Genomic DNA, 19,245 nt, shown 5'->3' with positions numbered 1-19,245 from the left:
TTTTTTAATATAAGAGTGTACTCAATAAATAATTAATTATTTTTAATAAAATAGTTACTTTTTATTTTGGATACAGTCTCGAAATTCAATTCGTAAATAATTTTTCAAATTTTTTAAAACCAAAATTTAATTTCCAATGGAAGTAAACTCAGTAAAGAGTGCACCATCTAAAGCAAGGGGGAGCATTATGTTAAAGTTAATAGTAACTGTAATGTTAGCATTGTTCCTAATGATACCAAGCACTATGATAATGTATGTTGTACAAGAAAGGCAAGATTCAAGAATACAAGCAGAAGCAGAAATAGGTCAAAAATTGGGTCAAGCTCAAACTATTACTGGTCCGATTATTTCTATTAACGATAGTGCAGTAAATAGTTTTACTCATTTTTTACCGAGCAAATTAGAGATCAAATCTGAAATAGAACCTGAGATAAGATATAGAGGATTGTTTAAAATTGCAGTATATAAAACCAAAATTAATTTAAAGGGTAGTTTCGATAAATTAGACTTAAAACAAGTTGATAATATTCAAGATAAAATTAGTTTTGATAAGTCATACTTGCAAATAGGAATTAGTGATATGAGGGGAATAAAGAATGCATTATCAATTAATTTAAATGGTAAATCGTACCCATTAAAACCATCATTAAAAGCTAACAATGTATTTTCAAGTTATTATAATTCAGATCCAAAATATGATAGTAATCCTAGTATGTCAAATAATGATAATGGAGTGCATATACAATTATCAGATTTAAAGTTGGTAAAAAATGATAGTACATCAACTTATAATTTTGATGTAAATCTTGAGTTAAGTGGAAGTAAAGAATTAAAATTTGTACCAATTGGAAAAACCACAACAGTAGAAATGAGTTCAAAATGGGGGAATCCAAGTTTTATAGGAGATTACTTACCAATAGAGAAAAATGTAACTGATAATAATTTTACAGCCAAATGGAATGTTTTAGAATTTAATAGATCTTTTCCACAAATTGTAAGAAACAATAACCATAATATTATGGCAAAAAGTTTTGGTGTAAGTTTGTTAATTCCAATTGATGGTTATGCTCAAACTAATAGGGCAATTAAGTATTCTTATTTATTTGTTGGATTAACTTTCATTGCATTTTTCTTGATTGAAGTTGTAAATAGATTAAGATTACATCCAATTCAATATTTATTAGTAGGTTTTGCATTATCTTTATTTTATTTAATGTTACTATCTATTTCAGAATATTTATCTTTTGGAATGGCTTATTTATCAGCTTTTATAGCTATTGTTGGGTTAATAACATTTTACACTTCATATGCCTTTAAAAACAAAAAAATATCACTTTTATTGTTTTCACTTTTAACATTACAATTTGGTTATTTATATGTATTGTTATCATTAGAAGACTATTCATTATTATTAGGAAGTTTTGGTTTGTTTGTAATAATTGCAACTGTTATGTTAGTAACAAGAAAATTGGATTGGTATTCTTTGGGAAATAGTAGTTTGACAGATGCAGAAATACAAAATTCAACAGATAAATCTCAATAGAATTATAATTTTAAAATTAATAGAAAAAAATTATTTTTCATTTTTTAAAGATTGTCATCTAATAATGACAATCTTTTTTTTATTTTCAAGAATTATATTTTTTATTATTGGTGTCATTTTATTTTTTGCAATTAAAAAATTGCAAAATAAAAGTAATATTGATTTTTAAATAAAGAAATACCACTTCACTTTTTTTCAAACAATTTCCATTATGGATAATAAAATTTACAAAAAGTTTTTAGTTTTTTTTGTTATAGTATTCTCATTTTTTATAAATGGAATAGCCACTTCACAAGTAATTGATGGAATGTTTAAAGTTCTCCAACATTCTCCAGAATCAAATGTTTTGTTGAACAATATGATAACAAATGAGAACTCTGTTTTATCAGAATTAAATGTTTCGCAATTGAACAAAATTTCAACAACAAAATTTCAACTAAAGTCAATTCCTATTTCTGCAAATAAAACTGTAGATATAGATTTTGTGGAATTCAAACCATATAATGATAAATCTGTAATAACTGCAACGGGAATTAATGGAATAATTAAAGTTACTCCAACAATTAAAATATTTAGAGGAAAAATTATTGGTGATATTTACAGCAAAGCTTATTTAGCAGTTAGTGATAAAATTGTTGAAGGAAGTTTTACTTTAAATGGTGAGCAATTTATAATGAAAAATGTTTCAGATTCGAAAGTCCCTTTATCATTCCTAAAAGTTGTTTCATTTCCCTCAAAAGATATGAATCATCAAGAATTTAAATCTGGAGTAGATGATAAGAGTTTGAATTATCTTGCACCAAAGGGATATGTAAATGAATTTGAGAAGTATTGGAGAGATCCTAAAAATGCTTTAACAAAAGATGATGAAAAGCAATACGAAAAGAGGATGCAGGGTAAAAATACAATTTCGGATTATACTTTAGATATGTTGATAGATTGCGATTATGAATATTTTGCAAATTCTTGTAATTCAGATTTACAAATTGCAACAGATCATGCTTTAGCAGTAATGGGATTAGTTAGTGAAGCTTATGAGCGAGATATTAAAGTACAATTAAATGTAAGTAAACTTAATGTTTGGACATCTAATTCAGATCCTTATACTCAATCAGTTGCCTCAGCATACTTAACAGAACTTTCTAATTATTGGGCAGGTCAAAATGATGATAGGGGATTAGTTCATGTTTTTACAGGTAAGAATATGGGCTCTGTTGGTGGTATAGCTTGGGTAAAGACATTGTGCTCAAGAAGTAATGGTGCTGCATTAAGTAAAATTCAAAGATATGATGTTCATGAAGATGCATTTATAGTTGCTCATGAAACTGGACATAATTTTGGTTGTTTGCACACTCACAGTTGCTCATGGAATCCAGAAATTGATAGATGTGCTGCAGCTGAGGAAGGCAATTGTTTCTCTCAGGTAGTACAATCAAGAGGTACTATAATGAGTTATTGTAGTTTAACAGATTTAGTATTTCATCCAAAATGTATTAAATTTTTAGAAGATCAAATTATTAAACCAGGAGTTCCTTGTTTTAGATTGTCGAAAAAATTAAATTCTGGTGACAATATTATTCAAATGGTTTTCCCTAAAGCTGGAGGTGTAAAAACAAAAGATACAACTTTGGTTGGTTATTTCTCAAATGGTGGTAAATTACCTGTAACTGTCACTAAAATGAGATTTATAGGTGATACAACAGGTTGGAAAATTGGAATTAAAATACCATTTACTTTACAAGCAGGAGAAAGTAGAGATTTGGTTATTTCATATACACCTGACTCAATAGAAGTAGTAAAAGCAGAACTTGAATTTGATCATGATGCACTTAATTTATCTCCAGTAAAGGTATTGATTGAAGCATACTTTTATAAAAAATATGATTTTACAATTCAACCAAGGCTTGGATTGGTTGCTGGAAGTAAAAAGGAAATTATATTTAAAAAGTTAAAAATGGGATTTAGTGCTGATACATCAATTCCTAGAATGTATAAGAACTTAGGAACACTTGCATTAATAGTTACTAAAACAGAATTAGTAGGAAGCAATACTAATGAATTTGAGATACTTCAAGGAGAAGCACCATTTGATTTGAAAACACAATCAGATGCAAAAACTTTTGCAATTAGATTTAAGCCAAATAGTCCAGGCTTAAAAACTTGTTGGTTAAAAGTTGAATCAAATTCATCTGCAGGCGTTGATAGTGTCAAAATTTCTGGAGAAGCAATAAAAGGATCAATTTTTCAGTTAAATGTAGATAAATTATCTATTGACTTTGGTAAAAGAAAAAAACAAGTATTATACGATACAAACTTTGTATCATTTATGGTAAATGTTGGAACTGATACTGGATATATTAGTGGAGATTTAGATGGTGTGAACAAAGAAGATTTTTCAACATCAATTGAAGCATTATTATCTTTAGCTCCTGGTAAAACTGAAGGGCTTCAAGTAACATTATTTGCAAAGAAAGATGGTCTTAAAACAGCATTTATTGAGTTATCAATTTATTCAAATCCAGACAGTGGAATTATAGCTAGAAGAGATACAATATTTTTAATAGCAGCAGTTGGAAATGTTGGTGGAGTAAATGATGAAGGGATTGCAACTGGGAAATTAAAAATGTTACCAAATCCAGTTGTAGGTAAATCCACAGTTAATTTCAAAGTACTTGAAAGTGAAATTGGAAAAAACTTTATTGTTATGGTATCAGATGTTAATGGAAAAACTGTTTTCAAGAAGAATGGTGTTTGCAATTCTCTTGACGTTAATGAAGTTATTGATTTTACTGATTTACCTGGTGGAAAATACAATGTAATCGTAAAGGCTACTAAAAGTTTATTTAAAGGAAATTTAATTATAGTAAAATAAATTTATTTTTGATTGAAAAATTGACAATGACCTTGTTTAATCAAACAAGGTCATTCTTATTTTTAAAGTAAATATTGATTCTTTAAATTATAAATAATTACATTTGTAAATTGAATACATTCAAAAAAATATTACCTTTTGGATCAATATTATTATTTATAATATTTAATTATGCATATCCACAATCAAGCATTAATAATTTAAAGTTACTACACAAATTATCATCTGAAATTTCAGATTCATTGATATGCAATATTGGTTGTAAGAATTGTTGCTATCAAATTAATTCAACTGAGAGTAAATGGATTTTAGAGGAAGAGTTTTTGATGAATGCAGAGAAGAAAAATTTAATTTTGAAGAATTGTGATTCATTAAATGAAGGTATTCAAATATTTATTGAAAATGTAAATATCGAATATTCATATATTAATTCTGATTATGTTTTAAGAAAAGGAAATATGAGTGTAAGCTCAATAATAAAAAATTTAGATAAAAATGTATCACGAAGATATGTAGTTGAACTTACTGATACTGTTTTTATTAATTCAATATCAAGTTTAGAAAGTAGTAATTTTAACTTAACAAGAGGAATTCATAAAAATATTTCAACTAATAATAATTTTTTTAATAAAATTCTAGAACCAGCATTAATTTTAATAAGTTCGACCTTAATTATATTCCTATTATTTACTGTAAGGAGTAAGTAATTTTTACTTCAATTTTTTTATTAAATTCTAAATATTATTAATTTATTATGTATCCTTATTTTTGAACATTGTTTCAGATTTAAGGTATTTTTTTTAACTATGATTCTTGTATTTAAATTTTTAAGGTAAACATAATTGACACTATCATCAAAAGAAATTAGAGATTCGTTTATAAATTTTTTCAAATCAAAGGCACATATTGAAGTACCTTCAGCACCAGTAGTTCCACATGGAGATCCTACATTATTATTTACAAATGCTGGAATGAATCAATTCAAAGATGTATTTCTTGGTTTAGGTAAGAGGGATTACACAAGAGCAGTTGATTCACAAAAATGTATTAGAGTTTCAGGGAAGCATAACGATTTGGAAGAAGTTGGAGTGGATACATATCATCATACTTTTTTTGAAATGTTGGGTAATTGGTCATTTGGAGATTATTATAAAAAAGAAGCATTATCTTGGGCTTGGGAGCTGTTAACTGATGTGTGGAAAATTCCAAAAGAAAGATTACATGTAACTGTTTATAAAGCTGATGATAATTCCACACAAGATGATGAGTCTTATGAAATTTGGAAAAGTTTAGGATTAAAAGAAAGCCAAATTCATTGGTTTGGGTCAAAAGATAATTTTTGGGAGATGGGAGATACAGGACCTTGTGGACCTTGCAGTGAAATTCATTATGATAGAACTCCAGATTTGAGTGGTGGCAGTCTTGTAAATGTTGGTGTACCAGAAGTAATTGAAATTTGGAATAATGTTTTTATTCAATTCAATCGTAATATCGACAAAAGTTTGAATGAACTACCATTAAAGCATGTAGATACAGGTATGGGATTTGAAAGGATTTGTGCTGTATTACAAAATAAAATGAGTAACTATGATACAGATATCTTTTTACCATTAATATTAAGTATAAGTTCAATTTCAAAAATAGATTATACCTATAATTTAGAGTGTAAAACAGATATTGCAATGAGAGTAATAGCTGATCATGTTAGAACTCTATCTTTTTCAATTGCTGATGGTGCAACTCCAGGAAATACTGGTAGAGGGTATGTTTTGAGAAGAGTTTTAAGGAGAGCAGTTAAATATGCTTATTTGGATTTAAATATTAAAGAGCCAGTAATTTATAAATTAGTTTCAGTACTTGTTGAAACAATGTCTAGTGCATTCCCAGAGATTAAAGAACAACAATCATATATTGAAAAAATCATAAAATCAGAAGAGTCTAGCTTTTTAACTACATTAGAAAATGGAATAAAAGAATTCAAGAATAGAACTGAGGATAAAATCAAAGTTTCTTCAGAAGATGCTTTCTTTCTATTTGATACTTGTGGTTTTCCATTAGATTTAACTGAACTATTAGCTAGAGAACAAAATTTAACTGTAGATTACCTTGGTTTTAATTTGTTAATGAATGAACAAAAGAACCGTGCTAGATCTGCTAGAAAAACTGTTTCTCAGTTAGCTTCAGATTTAAGTACAGATGAAATAACTGAATTTATAGGTTATGAAAATGATCTATCTGAATCAAAGATAATTTCAATAATTGGTGAAAGTATAATTTTAGACCAAACTCCATTTTATGCTGAGATGGGAGGACAAGAGTCTGATATTGGTAAAATTGTTATAGCTGGTGAAACTTACAAAATAAATAAAGTTGAAAAACTCGGAGACGCATTTTTACATTTTATTGATGAAGATATAAATGAAATTAATATAGGAGAATCTGTTGTATGTTCAATTGATACAAGTAGAAGAAGGTCAATTGAAAAAAATCATTCAGCAACACATCTAATTCATGAAGCTTTGAGAAGAGTACTTGGAAGCCATGTTCAACAAGCAGGATCTTTTGTATCTGAAAGATATCTTAGATTTGATTTTAATCATTTCAATAAATTAGATGAAATACAATTGAAAGATATTGAATCAATGGTTAATGGAAAAATTAGAGAAGGACATGATGTATTAACTGAAGAGTTAAAAATAGAACAAGCTCGAAAAATTCCAAATGTAAAAATGTTTTTCGGGGATAAATATGGTTCTAAAGTTAGAGTTGTTACTATTGATCCAAATTATTCAGTAGAATTTTGTGGTGGTACTCATGTAAAGAGATCATCCGAAATAGGATTCGTTAAAATAATATTAGAGACAAGTGTTCAATCTGGTGTTAGAAGATTAGAAGCAATAACTGGAGAATACTCAGATCAATTATTATTAGATAGATTTAAATTAATTGATACATTAAATAAAAAATTTCATTCTCATGATAATGAACTTTTAAATAAGATTGAGAATCTTTCATTAGAAGTTAAAAAATTGTTCAGAGAGAATACTGAACTTAAAAACAATTTTGCAAGTAATGATTTAACTGATATTATTAATAATGGAAGTTTAAGAAGTGGAATAAAATTAGTATCAGGCAAAATAAAAGTTGATGATATGGAATCTTTAAAAGATTTAGGTTCACAATTAAGAGATAGACTTTTAAAGAATAGTATAGGATTATTGGGTTGTATAATTGATAACAAATCAGTATTAGTTTGTGTGGTTACTGATGATTTATTAGATAGATTTTCAGCTGGAAAAATAGTAGGTGAAATAGCTAAAAAATTAGATGGAGGTGGAGGTGGTAAACCTCATTTGGCATCTGCTGGAGGTAAAGACATTATTAATTTAGAGAAAGTTTTGATTGATTTTAAAGAAAATTATTTTTAGTAAATGATTAAAAAAAATTGGTAACATAATTAGATATTATGTGTTTAATCAGTTACAAATCGATAAATATGTATAACAATCTGAAATTAAAGTGTAAAGTTTTGTTACATTTTTTCTCATCATTAAAAAAAAAATAGTTATATTGCTTTGTAAACTGCATAGTATTTTCTTAAAATAATAACTAAAACAATAATAATACAATTACTAATCACAAAACTTTGGGAGAATTCACAATGAATTTGCGAAGACTTCTCGCGATGCTCGCGCTTTCTGTCGCGACTTTAATCTCAGCTTCAGCACAAGCTGTAGTACAAATGAATGGAGATGGTAGTGTTGGTTCTTCAACACCTGCATACTCTGGATTATGGAACTCTTACGAGGCAACTCGATTGTTCTGTGGAAACGATTATGCTAGCGGACCTAAGTTCCAGAGCATAGTTGGTGCTGCTAATTCAACTTTCCTTACTTTTAGTTTAGGAAATTCAGCAGCTTTACCGGCAGTAGCTCCGGCAATGTCATTTTTCTATTTACCAGCTTCTGGCTTAGGTGCTGCTTCAACAGCAGCATTACAAGCCTACCCAAGCAATCAAATTTGGGTTCATGGTACTGGAGCAATTGCATTTGGTGCTGCAGCCCCACCACTAATTCTTGACCTTGTTAAAGGAACAGGAACTGGTTCACAAATAATAATGCCTTTCATGGGTAATATTGTTCCTGCTGGTGCTAACGGTGCTTGGGTGCAATATACGGGTTCATTCCCAAACCGAAGAATCATTATTGAATGGGTTTCACAAGGTGGTCCTGTTACAAGTGGAACTCCAGGTGGTGTAGGGAATTTTCAAGCAGTTTTGTTTGAATCAGGTAACCCAACAGTAACAGAACCACAAGGTCCAACTTGTGGAAAGATTTTATTCCATTATGGTCCTAATTCTATTAATATGCCAGTTCCAACTGGTAACCAACCAGATAGAACAGGAGCTAGTATTGGATTAAAAAACCAAGGTCAGATTTTACAAAATCCTCCTGGTCGTTCAGGAGCTAATTTATTTGAAAGATTCTGTTTAATGACAGAACCTTCAAGATACCAAACTTCATCAAACGTAATTGCAAATGTAACATCAATTAATTCTGCAGTAGGTGTTGACTCAATATCTATAACAGGTATGCCAGTAAGATCTATTACTGGTTCAACTTTTGTTTCTGAATTATTTGCATATTATCCACTTGCAATTAATTTAGTTACAGGTCATATTACTTCATATGGAAATGAAGCTTCTAGATATTTCCATTATGGATACCCTGCAATTTCATGTAAGACTTTGTCTTATAGATTTATGCCAACAGTTAATGATATAGCTTGTGTAACTGATACTACTACGTTGCCTCCTGCTATACCAGCTCCAACAACTTTAATTCCATCTCCTGTTCCTGCTAACTTACCGTTACCTGCAATTCAAAATGGAGTTTTAGCTTATTCTTATCCATTGAACACTAGTTTAACTGTTCAACAAAGATTTAAGAATATTGGACTAAATCCGGTTACATCAACTTTTAGAGTAGATGTTTATCGTCATGGTGTTTCATTACCAATAACATCAGTATCATCAGTTCCAACATTAGTTAATCCAAATACAATTTCTACAATTGCATTTCCTCAAATTACTGGATTGACTTGGTTTAATCAACCTGGAACTTATACTTTTAAAATATATAATATATCAGGAGGTGTAAATTATGCTGATCAAAACGTAGAGAATGATACTTGTGAAATTAGAGTATACATACGTTTTCCAGATGATGTAATGGCACATTCAGTTCTTCAACCAAATCAAAATACTCCACCATATTATACACGTTATAATGTTGGTGTTGATATTCCAATAGAGTTTAGATATGCTAATATTGGTAATAATACTGAGGTAAATGTTCCAGTTCGTTGTATTGTTTACAAAGCAAGCAGTGGTTGTTCTGGAACTGAAGTTTGGAGAAAAGATTCAGTTATAGCTTTAACTGGTACATATCCATGGGGACCACAGCAATACAGAGATGTTACTTTTTCAGCTCCTTCAGTAAATACTCCTCCAGGACAACCTTTAATTGGATTCCGTCCAAGTTCACCTGGTAAGTATTATGTAAAATCATTCGTAATGATGAACGGAGACCAAAATAGAAGTAATGATACCGTACCATTATTCTACAGAAGTTATCCATATAATAATGAGTATTGTCTAAAAAATCCAGCACCAATTGTAAATGATATTGGTTATGAATTTGAAGTATTCTTAGACAAATCTGTATCATTAAATCCTGGAACACCTTATGGTCCACAATTTAATGCTTGTGTTGGTAGAGTAGAAGATTTATATGCAACAATGTTGAATTTTGGTTCAAACGATGCTATTAATGTGTCTTCAACTGCTGTAATCACACAAGGATCTCCTACAGGTACTCAAGTATATTCTTCAACAAAAGTTACAACTGTAGTTCCTAAAGTATCTCCAACAGGAGCTCCTGGTTCTAAAACTCAGTTTTATGACAAATGGGTTCCAAATGCTCCTGGGATATATTATATAACTGTAACAGCACCTCAAGCACCTACAGGGCAAAATGTACTTCAATGGGTTGTTTTAGTTGGAAATCCTTTAGCAGGAAGTTACAGAATTGGTCAAGGAGAAAGATTTAGAAGTATTCAAGATGCCCGTGACGAATTATTCCGTTGTGGAGTTAATGCACCTGTTGTATTTGATCTTATTGAAGATTATTACTTAGTTAGTCCTGGTAATCAAAATGCTGGGGTTAGTTCAACATTAGATATGCCACCATATGCTCCTTTCCTAGGAGCAACTAATACTTACAAACAAACATTTATTGATCCAGCATGGGTTGGGCGTCCAGATAGTATTGTTCGTATTACTGCAACTGCACCTGCATTAGATTTTAGAGGTACTATTTCTGGTGCTTCAGCAGTAAATACAATTACTTTCAGACCAGCAGTTGGAAAAGTAAATGTTCATGTTAGATTAGCTTCATTCTCTGGAATTGGTATTTGGTACGGTCAAGATATTCAAAGAACATACGTACCTTTAGCACAACCAAACAGATTTGTTAATCCAACTGGTTATATAATATGGGATGGAGGTGCTGATAAACGATTAGAGTTTACCTATGAGAATTTAACAAGTGCAGCTGGATCTATGTCTCCTGGGGGTGATAACAGATATTATTCTAGTATCCCATTTTATATGGGAACCGGTGCATCTAATTATACTGTTAAGAATTGTAAAATACATCCATTATATGTTGCTAGAACAGGCCATAATGAACCTGCTGTAGTTGTTCCTAATTTACCTTCTGGGTTTTCTTATAATGTGTTACCGGGAACTTGTGGTGGTAACCCAAATGTAAACTTACCTAATACATCAGGTGTTCCATATTTTGGTAATTCCTTGAAAATAGTAAGTCAATGCGGACCAATAGATTTAATTAATGGTAAATTGGGAACACAAACGATTCATACTCCTCAATATAATCAAGGATCTAATTTATTTACATTTGAACCTGATGTATTTATTACAAATCCACCTAAACCTGGTATGACATTGTCAGCAGGTGTTTATATGAGAAGTATTTTACCTACTACTGGTGCTGGAAATAATCCATTAAGATGGGATACATTACAAAATAATAGTAACGTAATAGATAATAATGAAATAGAGAATTTTGCTTATGGTGTTGTTTCAACAGGTATTGGTGCCATTTATAACGTTAGTTTTAACAGTTATTTGGAGTATCCTAACGTTGGAAATACTATCACTAACAACTTTATACATGATGTTTCAAGAGCAGGTGTAGCAGTTGAATATGATAGAAAAACAAAAATTGAAAGGAACACTATTGTTAGAGTAGTAAATCCTTCACCGAATTTGAATCCAGTTATGCCAAGATTGCCAAATATTAATTTCTATAATCAAGAAAGTGCAGCTGGAGTTTTAATCTCAAGTGGAGATGCAATTGGTGGAGCTCCTTCTATCCAAAAAAGAGGTTATAGTACCGAGTTGAGTATTAATGCAAATACTATTAGATCAATAGATGCAACTTCAGGTAATGGTGCCGGTATTTGGTCTGAAACTGCAGAAAATGTGTATATTGCTCCAGGTGGTATTGTATATAGATTCCCTGTAAGAGGTGAAACTAGAGATACAATCACAAATAATTTTATTTGGGATTATTTAGGTCAAAATTCTCAAACTTTAGGAAGAACTTTTGGAATTGGATTCTCGTTAGAATCAACATCAGAAGCTGCTAATCCAAAATTTATTACTTCGTTAAATAGAATTGAAAATAATACTATTTATAATAATAACGGAGGAGCTGATAAAATAGTAACATATAATTCTCCAACAGCTAGATTAACTCGTGAATATGGTATTGGATTATGGAAGGCTTCAGGATGGGTAAGAAACAATATCGTTGCTATTACTGGTCCTTCTGATGCACTTACATTATCAATGGTACCAAAACAAGTAGGTCTATCATTTATGACTACAACAGACAAACCAATTATTTCTGATTATAACTTGATTTACATGTGGCATGGTAAATGCATAGGAAATACACTTCAAGGCTATATGAATGGATTTACAGGTGAATACAAATGGTTAGATGCAGCTACTGGATTTAACATACCAACCCCTGGAACTCAAGGTGCAAATGTATTATTACCTTCAAAATCTAGAATGTTGAGTGAATGGAAATTTAATACAAACTTAGACTCTAATTCAGTTTGGGGAGTTTCTGGAGTTCAATTGTTAGCTACAGTCGTAAACTCACCTCTTCAAAATCCTGATGGAATTCCAAACAACATCCCTTCAGGTGGATTGTGTAGATCTATTGTAGATGGATTCTATAATGGGACTGTTAACTATCCAGATAGTGTAGACTTACATATGAATGAAGAAATTATTGGTGGATTAACTAATAATAGAGGAGTTGTAATTCCATATATAAAGAAAGATAGGGATTTAGATCCACGCTTATCATTAACATCAACTTATTATGATATTGGTGCTGATGAATATGTAGGTCAATTGTATAACTATGATTTAATGGCTGAAGATATTTTAAATCCTCAAGGATTTTTTGAACCAAACTTTGGTGGATCTAACTTACCTGCTGAATATGTAATGTCTGATACATCTATCAATATCAAAGGAAGATTCCGTAATATCGGTGGTCAACCTATTATTGGAGATTGGGATTCTGTTAAGTTAAGAATTGAGGCTTTAAATCCAGTACCAAGAGTAGGATTTACAGAATATACAGATATTCCATTAAGAGTAGATTCATTTACAGTTTCAGGAAGACCATTTGATGCTGCTTCAGTTATTAAAGAAGTTACGTTCCCAGCATTTAAACCAAGAACTATAGCTGAGTTTGGACTTGGATTATTAGCTCCTCTTCCTTGGAGAAATAGTCCTAATGTATCTCCTCTTTATAGAATTACTATTGAAGGAATTTGGAGTTTAGATCAAAATCTACCAAACAATAAATTTACTAAATTTGTTAGATTCTATGTTCCAAGATCTACACGTAGTACAATGGTTGGTGTAAAAAACTTCTATAACATTCCTGTTCCAACACCTACTCCAACAGGTACTATTACAGATTCAATTGCAAATAAATTGAATACTGATACTTTGTATGCTGCATTAACAGCTATCAATTGGCAAAGAGTAGATAATATTGGATTAGAAGATTACGATGTGTTTGAAAGAGATAAATGGCCAGAAAATGCTTTAAACTTCAAAATGTGGAGAAATATTATTTGGGCTCAGGGTGAAAATTATCCAATGGGTATTGATTGGCGTGAAAGAAAAGCAATTAAAGAATGTTTGAATTTAGGTTCTACATTTGCTAAAAAAACTTTAGTAATTGCTGGACAAGAGATTGCTAGAACTCATGATGTAGCACTAAATGCAACTAATGGTTTGCAATCTGATACTGATTTCGTAAGAAATTATTTACGCGCAAGATATATCAGTAAAACTACACCTGGAGTTTATTCTGGTTTAAATCTTATTGGTAAACAAGTTACACCTGGTTTCTTTGAATTAATTAATGAAGCAGGACAACCAATAGTATTAATACCTGGATCTAATCCACCGCAGTTTGCTGCTAATCCTTTAATAACTACTAGTATGTTTGGAGCTCTTGGAGATCCAAATCCAACTCCAGATATTGTAAGACCTATATTAGGTCCTGGAGCTGCTAGATCAACTCATAACTATTTCAATTTAACTAGTCTTCCTGGAGATTCTGCTTCAGGTGTTGCATCTAACAATCCTAAGTGGGTTACTATATTCTATGCTATTGATTGGAGACACTTTGCTCGTTATGCTCCACAAGCGTTGTATTCTGGTGCTCCTAGAGTGTTGTTATCTTCAATTGACTTTGCTGGCTCAGAAGGAGTTCTACCAATTAAAATTACTAGCTTTGATGCTTTCCAATCAGGAAGTCAGGCAGTATCCGTTACTTGGTCAACTTTATCTGAAGTTAATGTAGCTGGAATGGAAATTCAAAGAGCTATTGTAGATAAATCTGTAACCGGAGAAAAAATTGGTACTTATTCTACAATCGAAAGAGTTTCTTCAAAAGGAAATGCTACAACAGGTGCGGCATATAAAATTGTTGATAATAATGTAAAATCAGGAGTAGAGTATTCATATAGATTAGTAACTAGTGATCTTGATGGTACTCGTCATAATGATGGTGAAAAACATGTTCTTATTTCAAATGCTTCTACAAAAGGATTTAGTTTAACTTGTTCTCCAAATCCTGTATTTTCAAATGGTAAGTTAACAATAAAAGCACCAGCAGGAGAGAAGTTGAAAGTTGTTATATATAACGAACTTGGTAAACAAGTAGTTATTGCTTTTGAGGGAGTTGTAAATACTACTGAAGAAGTTTCTATTAACGATTTGAAATCAGGTTCATATACTGCTAGAATGGAAAACACTAAAGGTGTTATTACTGAAGAAAAAATTATCGTTTCTAAATAATTTAGAACTTTAAATTTTATAATTAACGGATTTGCTAGTATAGCAAATCCGTTTTTTATTTTAAATATATTTATTACTTTAAATTCAATTCTTAAGTTTGTTTAAAAAATATTTATTTTATGAAAATTGAAATTATTAACGGACCTAATTTAAATTTATTAGGTGTTAGAGAACCTGAGATATATGGAAAAAGTACGTTAAAAGAAATTGAACGAAAAGTTGTTGAAGCATTATCAGATATTGAAGTTGAATTGCAATTTTGGCAAACAAATTCAGAAGGAGAAATTATAAATTTATTACACTCAGCCAAATTCGAAAGGGAAGCTACTGGAATAATATTAAATGCAGGAGCATATTCTCATTATTCTATAGCAATTGCTGATGCTATTTCTTCGATTAATATTCCTGTAATTGAAATTCATTTAACAAATACTTTATCAAGAGAGATATTTAGACATTCTTCTGTTATAGGAAAGGTATGTAAAGGTCGTATAGAAGGGTTTGGTTGGTTTGGATATGTTTTAGCAGCTCTTTGTTTAACAAGAAATGAAAATGATTAGAAATGACAAGTGTTAGTTTTGATTCAAGTATTAATAATATTTACAATAATTCAGCTGTTTTAGTTTTAGGGGGCAATTTGCCAAGTAAGAAATGTATAGAGATTCATATTAATCTATCTCATGAGTTTGTTGCTGCTGACTCAGGAATTATAAAATTGTTGAAAAAAAATTTAATTCCAAAATATGTAATTGGTGATTTAGATTCTATTGTTGGAAATGAAAGTAAGTTAATTGAAAAGAAAATTATTCTTGTAAAATTTAAATCTAATTTTACCAATGATTTTGAAAAGACATTAAATTGGCTGAAAAAAAGAAATTATAAAATGATTACTTTGTTTGGAGTGAGTGGTGGTGATTCAGACCATACATTAAATAATTTTTCAATTATTTCAAAGTATTCAAGCTCTTTAAAATTTGAAATAATAGAAAACAATTATGATGTAGTTATATTAAATTCAAAAAATCAAAATGTATTAGTTAGAGAAATGATAGTAGGAAAAAGAATTTCACTTATACCACTTTCAAAGGCAAAAGTTACTACAAAGGGATTGAGATGGAATTTAAAGAATGAACTATTAGAAATTGGTAAAAGAGAAGGTGCATCTAATTATAATCTAAATAAAAGAATTCAAATAGATGTTAGTTATGGTTGTTTAGCAGTTTATATTTTCAAATAAAAAATTGTTAATCTTTTATATACCTTTCTAGAGTAAAATTCTCACCTAAATATCTTTTTCTAACCCCTTCATTCTCAGATATTTCCTGTGCAGTTCCACCTAAAAATATCGAACCTTCAATTAGTATATACGATCTATCTGTTATAGTTAAAGTTTCGTGAACATTATGATCTGTTATTAAAATTCCAATTCCTTGATTTTTTAATCTGATTATAACATTCATAATTTCTTCAACTGCAAGTGGGTCAATACCAGCAAATGGCTCATCCAAAAGAATAAATTTTGGGTTTGTTGCTAATGTTCTAGCAATTTCAGTTCTTCTCCTTTCACCCCCAGATAACATATAACCTAATTGTTTTCTTATGTGAGTTATTGAAAATTCTTCTAGTAATTGCTCTATTCTTTCTTTTCGCTTATTTCTAGGGTAACCACAAATTTCTAAGGCAGCGAGGATGTTATCTTCAACTGTAAGTTTCCTAAACACAGATGGCTCCTGTGGTAAATATCCAATACCTCTTCTGGCTCTTCTATACATGGCTATATTATCAATCCTTTCTTCACCTAAATAAACCTCTCCTTTGCTAGGCCTTATTATTCCAACTATCATATAGAAGGTTGTAGTTTTACCAGCTCCATTAGGACCCAACAAACCTACAACTTCTCCTTGTTCAATTTTAATTGATACATCTTTTACAACATCTCTTTTTTTATATGATTTGTACAAATTATCAGCTCGTAACTCAATTTTCATATCATTCATTAATGCTTTTATTTAGTAAATATATTAATCAACCTTTTACAATAAATTTTATATATTTTTTTAACTTATCTGAAAATGTACTTTTTTTAAAATAAGTTTTATTAGATTTATACCTAATTATTTTTCCATCAAGAATTTTTGATACTTTATCGAAATATTCAGAACTTCCAAATTTAATTTGAAATGCTTCATATCCATTAGAATTTAACTCAATAAACATCCCTGCTGATGCAACTGGATTATATGAATGCACTATAATTAATCCTTGATTTGTTTTATTTGAATTTAAAAACCTAACAACTTCCATTCCTGTATCTTTTCTGCTAGAATCAACAAAAATTTCACCACCCAAATCATGATCTAAACTTATAAAATCAAATTTAAAATCCTTTAATTTATTAATACATTCTTCTGCATTTTCAACAGTAGTTATAACATTATTTGAATTTGAAAAGTTATTCAAAAACTCTTCAGTTCTTTTTAAATCATCATCTAAAAACAAAATATTTTTCATTGTTCTCTAAAATAAATCAACCTATTAAATAAATTTAAAATAAAAATAAATATTAGAAAACTCAATCTGAATAACATAATAATTTTAAATTCAAATAAAGTTAAGACTAAAATTATCTTTATCAAATTAAATTAAATAAATTTATTTCAACTAATTTCAATACGATATAAATTTTATTAATTTAAAAATTGTTTTATCAAATTAATAACTTCTTTATTAAATTTTCAATTTATGATAATGAATTTATTTAGAAATTAGATTGATTCAGAATTGTATTTTTAAAGAATAATTAATGTAGATTGAATATGCAAACAATAGTTTTAATAGGAGAAAATATACAACATTCGTTATCACCACTTATTCAAAATAAACTTATTAATGAACATAAGTTAGATTATGTTTATAAACTATTTGAAGTTAATGTTAATCAGTTGAAAGAAGTTACTGATCAACTAAGAAGTAAGGAGTTTATTGGTGCAAATGTTACTTCTCCTTATAAAATTGAAATAATTAAATATCTCGATTCTATTAATATTGAAGCTGAAAGTGTTGGGAGTGTAAATACAATTGTAAAAGAAAATGGGAGATTAATTGGATACAATACTGATGTTTATGGTTTCCATAAATCAATAGATGAAAATGAATACAAAAATTATGATTCTGTTGGAATTATTGGTTCAGGTGGAGCTGCAAGAGCAGTTCTCAAGGCACTTTCAAAATATAATTGCAAAAAAAATATTTATGTTTTTTCAAGTGATATTGTAAAAGCAAAAAAACTAAAGTTAATTTTTAAAGAATTTGATTTTAAAATTGTTTCATTTGATAATCATTTTGCAACTGATTTGTTAATAAATGCTACTCCTTTAGGAAAATACAATTTTAAAGAATTAAATATTACTGATACAGAATTGATTAAAGTAAAATTTTTATATGATTTAAATTATTTTCCAGATCAAACTGATATTTTAATTCATGCAAGTAAATTAGGTTGTAAAATTAAAAATGGATTAGATATGCTATACTTTCAAGCATATAAATCATTTCAATTATGGACAGAAGTAGTTTAAATTCCTATTTTTTATAAGAAATTTTTTATTCAAGTTATGAGCATAATTATTGAAAAATTCATAAACAATATTGAACAAGATTGGCAAATTCAATTTAAATGAAATCTCTAAAATATGGATATTAATAAAAGTAAAAATGAAAGCAAGTTAATTAGTAATGTTTTAAAAACTAAAAAGAATAACAGATGGTCTGTTTTTTGTGATAATGAATTCTTGTTTGCAGTATCTGATGAAGTAAGGCAAAAATATCAATTATATAAGAATGAAAAACTTGATGATAAATTAATTTCAGATGTATTAAGAGCAGATGAACTTCATAGAGCAAAAACGGTAAGCTTAAGATATATACAAACAAGATTAAGGTCACAATTAGAAATGAAACAAAAACTAATTCAAAATGATTTTTCAGAAACTGCTATCAATGATGTAACTAAATTTTTAATTGAATATAAATTTATAGATGATGAAATTTTTACTAAAGCATTTATAAATAGTAAAATGAATATTAGAAAAATTGGGAAAAATAAATTATTATTTGAATTATATAAAAAAGGAATTGATAAAGATGTTTCAAAAAAAATCTTAGATGAATTAGACTTAGATACTGAAATTTCAATTGCATTTGAAATTGCTGAAAGAAAAATAAAATACATTAGACATAAAGAACCCTACAAAATAAAAAACTCTTTATCAAATTTTCTATTAAGTAGGGGATTTTCTTGGGATATAATTAAAAAGGTAATCGAAAAATTAGTTATAAATTAAA

Annotated in this window: 11 protein-coding genes; 9 read left to right on the top strand and 2 right to left on the bottom strand. The window is 29.1% G+C overall.

Features of this window, described 5'->3' with window-relative positions; all coding sequences use genetic code 11:
* Nucleotides 1-136: 136 nt before the first annotated feature.
* The 7 genes from creD (at nucleotide 137) to IPP08_08435 (ending at nucleotide 16,138) form a co-directional block, all read left to right on the top strand.
* Entirely contained in the window at nucleotides 137-1,543 is a 1,407-nt protein-coding gene (gene creD / locus IPP08_08465) for a cell envelope integrity protein CreD (GenBank protein QQS65806.1), read from the top strand.
* Between the two features lie 211 nt (nucleotides 1,544-1,754).
* Nucleotides 1,755-4,415: a zinc-dependent metalloprotease gene (locus IPP08_08460; protein QQS65805.1), complete on the top strand. Its 2,661-nt coding sequence runs from the start codon at nucleotides 1,755-1,757 to the stop codon at nucleotides 4,413-4,415.
* Between the two features lie 110 nt (nucleotides 4,416-4,525).
* The gene (locus tag IPP08_08455) at nucleotides 4,526-5,122 is read left to right on the top strand and encodes a hypothetical protein (GenBank protein ID QQS65804.1); all 597 of its coding nucleotides are present in this window, start codon (nucleotides 4,526-4,528) and stop codon (nucleotides 5,120-5,122) included.
* A gap of 135 nt (nucleotides 5,123-5,257) precedes the next feature.
* Nucleotides 5,258-7,843 carry an alanine--tRNA ligase gene (gene alaS, locus IPP08_08450; protein ID QQS65803.1) on the top strand — a complete coding sequence of 862 codons (2,586 nt, stop codon included), beginning with the start codon at nucleotides 5,258-5,260 and terminating at the stop codon, nucleotides 7,841-7,843.
* 233 nt (nucleotides 7,844-8,076) lie between these two features.
* The gene (locus IPP08_08445; GenBank protein QQS65802.1) at nucleotides 8,077-14,901 is read left to right on the top strand and encodes a T9SS type A sorting domain-containing protein; all 6,825 of its coding nucleotides are present in this window, start codon (nucleotides 8,077-8,079) and stop codon (nucleotides 14,899-14,901) included.
* A 119-nt stretch (nucleotides 14,902-15,020) separates the two neighbouring features.
* The gene (gene aroQ, locus IPP08_08440; protein ID QQS65801.1) at nucleotides 15,021-15,461 is read left to right on the top strand and encodes a type II 3-dehydroquinate dehydratase; all 441 of its coding nucleotides are present in this window, start codon (nucleotides 15,021-15,023) and stop codon (nucleotides 15,459-15,461) included.
* Nucleotides 15,462-15,463: 2 nt separating this feature from the next.
* Nucleotides 15,464-16,138 (top strand): thiamine diphosphokinase, encoded by a 675-nt coding sequence (locus tag IPP08_08435; GenBank protein ID QQS65800.1) that lies wholly within the window; start codon nucleotides 15,464-15,466, stop codon nucleotides 16,136-16,138.
* A gap of 7 nt (nucleotides 16,139-16,145) precedes the next feature.
* On the opposite strand, the gene lptB is transcribed toward IPP08_08435, so the two are convergent.
* Together lptB and IPP08_08425 are read right to left on the bottom strand one after the other, a co-directional pair.
* Nucleotides 16,146-16,883: an LPS export ABC transporter ATP-binding protein gene (gene lptB / locus IPP08_08430; protein QQS67857.1), complete on the bottom strand. Its 738-nt coding sequence runs from the start codon at nucleotides 16,881-16,883 to the stop codon at nucleotides 16,146-16,148.
* A gap of 43 nt (nucleotides 16,884-16,926) precedes the next feature.
* The gene (locus IPP08_08425; GenBank protein QQS65799.1) at nucleotides 16,927-17,412 is read right to left on the bottom strand and encodes a hypothetical protein; all 486 of its coding nucleotides are present in this window, start codon (nucleotides 17,410-17,412) and stop codon (nucleotides 16,927-16,929) included.
* Between the two features lie 305 nt (nucleotides 17,413-17,717).
* On the opposite strand from IPP08_08425, the gene aroE reads away from it, so the two are divergent.
* Both aroE and IPP08_08415 read left to right on the top strand, forming a co-directional pair.
* Complete coding sequence (gene aroE / locus IPP08_08420; protein QQS65798.1) at nucleotides 17,718-18,479, top strand: shikimate dehydrogenase; 762 nt, start codon at nucleotides 17,718-17,720, stop codon at nucleotides 18,477-18,479.
* A 114-nt stretch (nucleotides 18,480-18,593) separates the two neighbouring features.
* Nucleotides 18,594-19,244 carry a RecX family transcriptional regulator gene (locus IPP08_08415; protein ID QQS65797.1) on the top strand — a complete coding sequence of 217 codons (651 nt, stop codon included), beginning with the start codon at nucleotides 18,594-18,596 and terminating at the stop codon, nucleotides 19,242-19,244.
* Nucleotide 19,245: the final 1 nt, after the last annotated feature.

The organism is Chlorobiota bacterium (assembly GCA_016700335.1).
In the GTDB taxonomy this organism is placed as follows: domain Bacteria; phylum Bacteroidota; class Ignavibacteria; order OLB7; family OLB7.
Note: the sequence above shows the minus strand (reverse complement) of the source record. Positions and strands in the feature narration are given on the sequence as shown.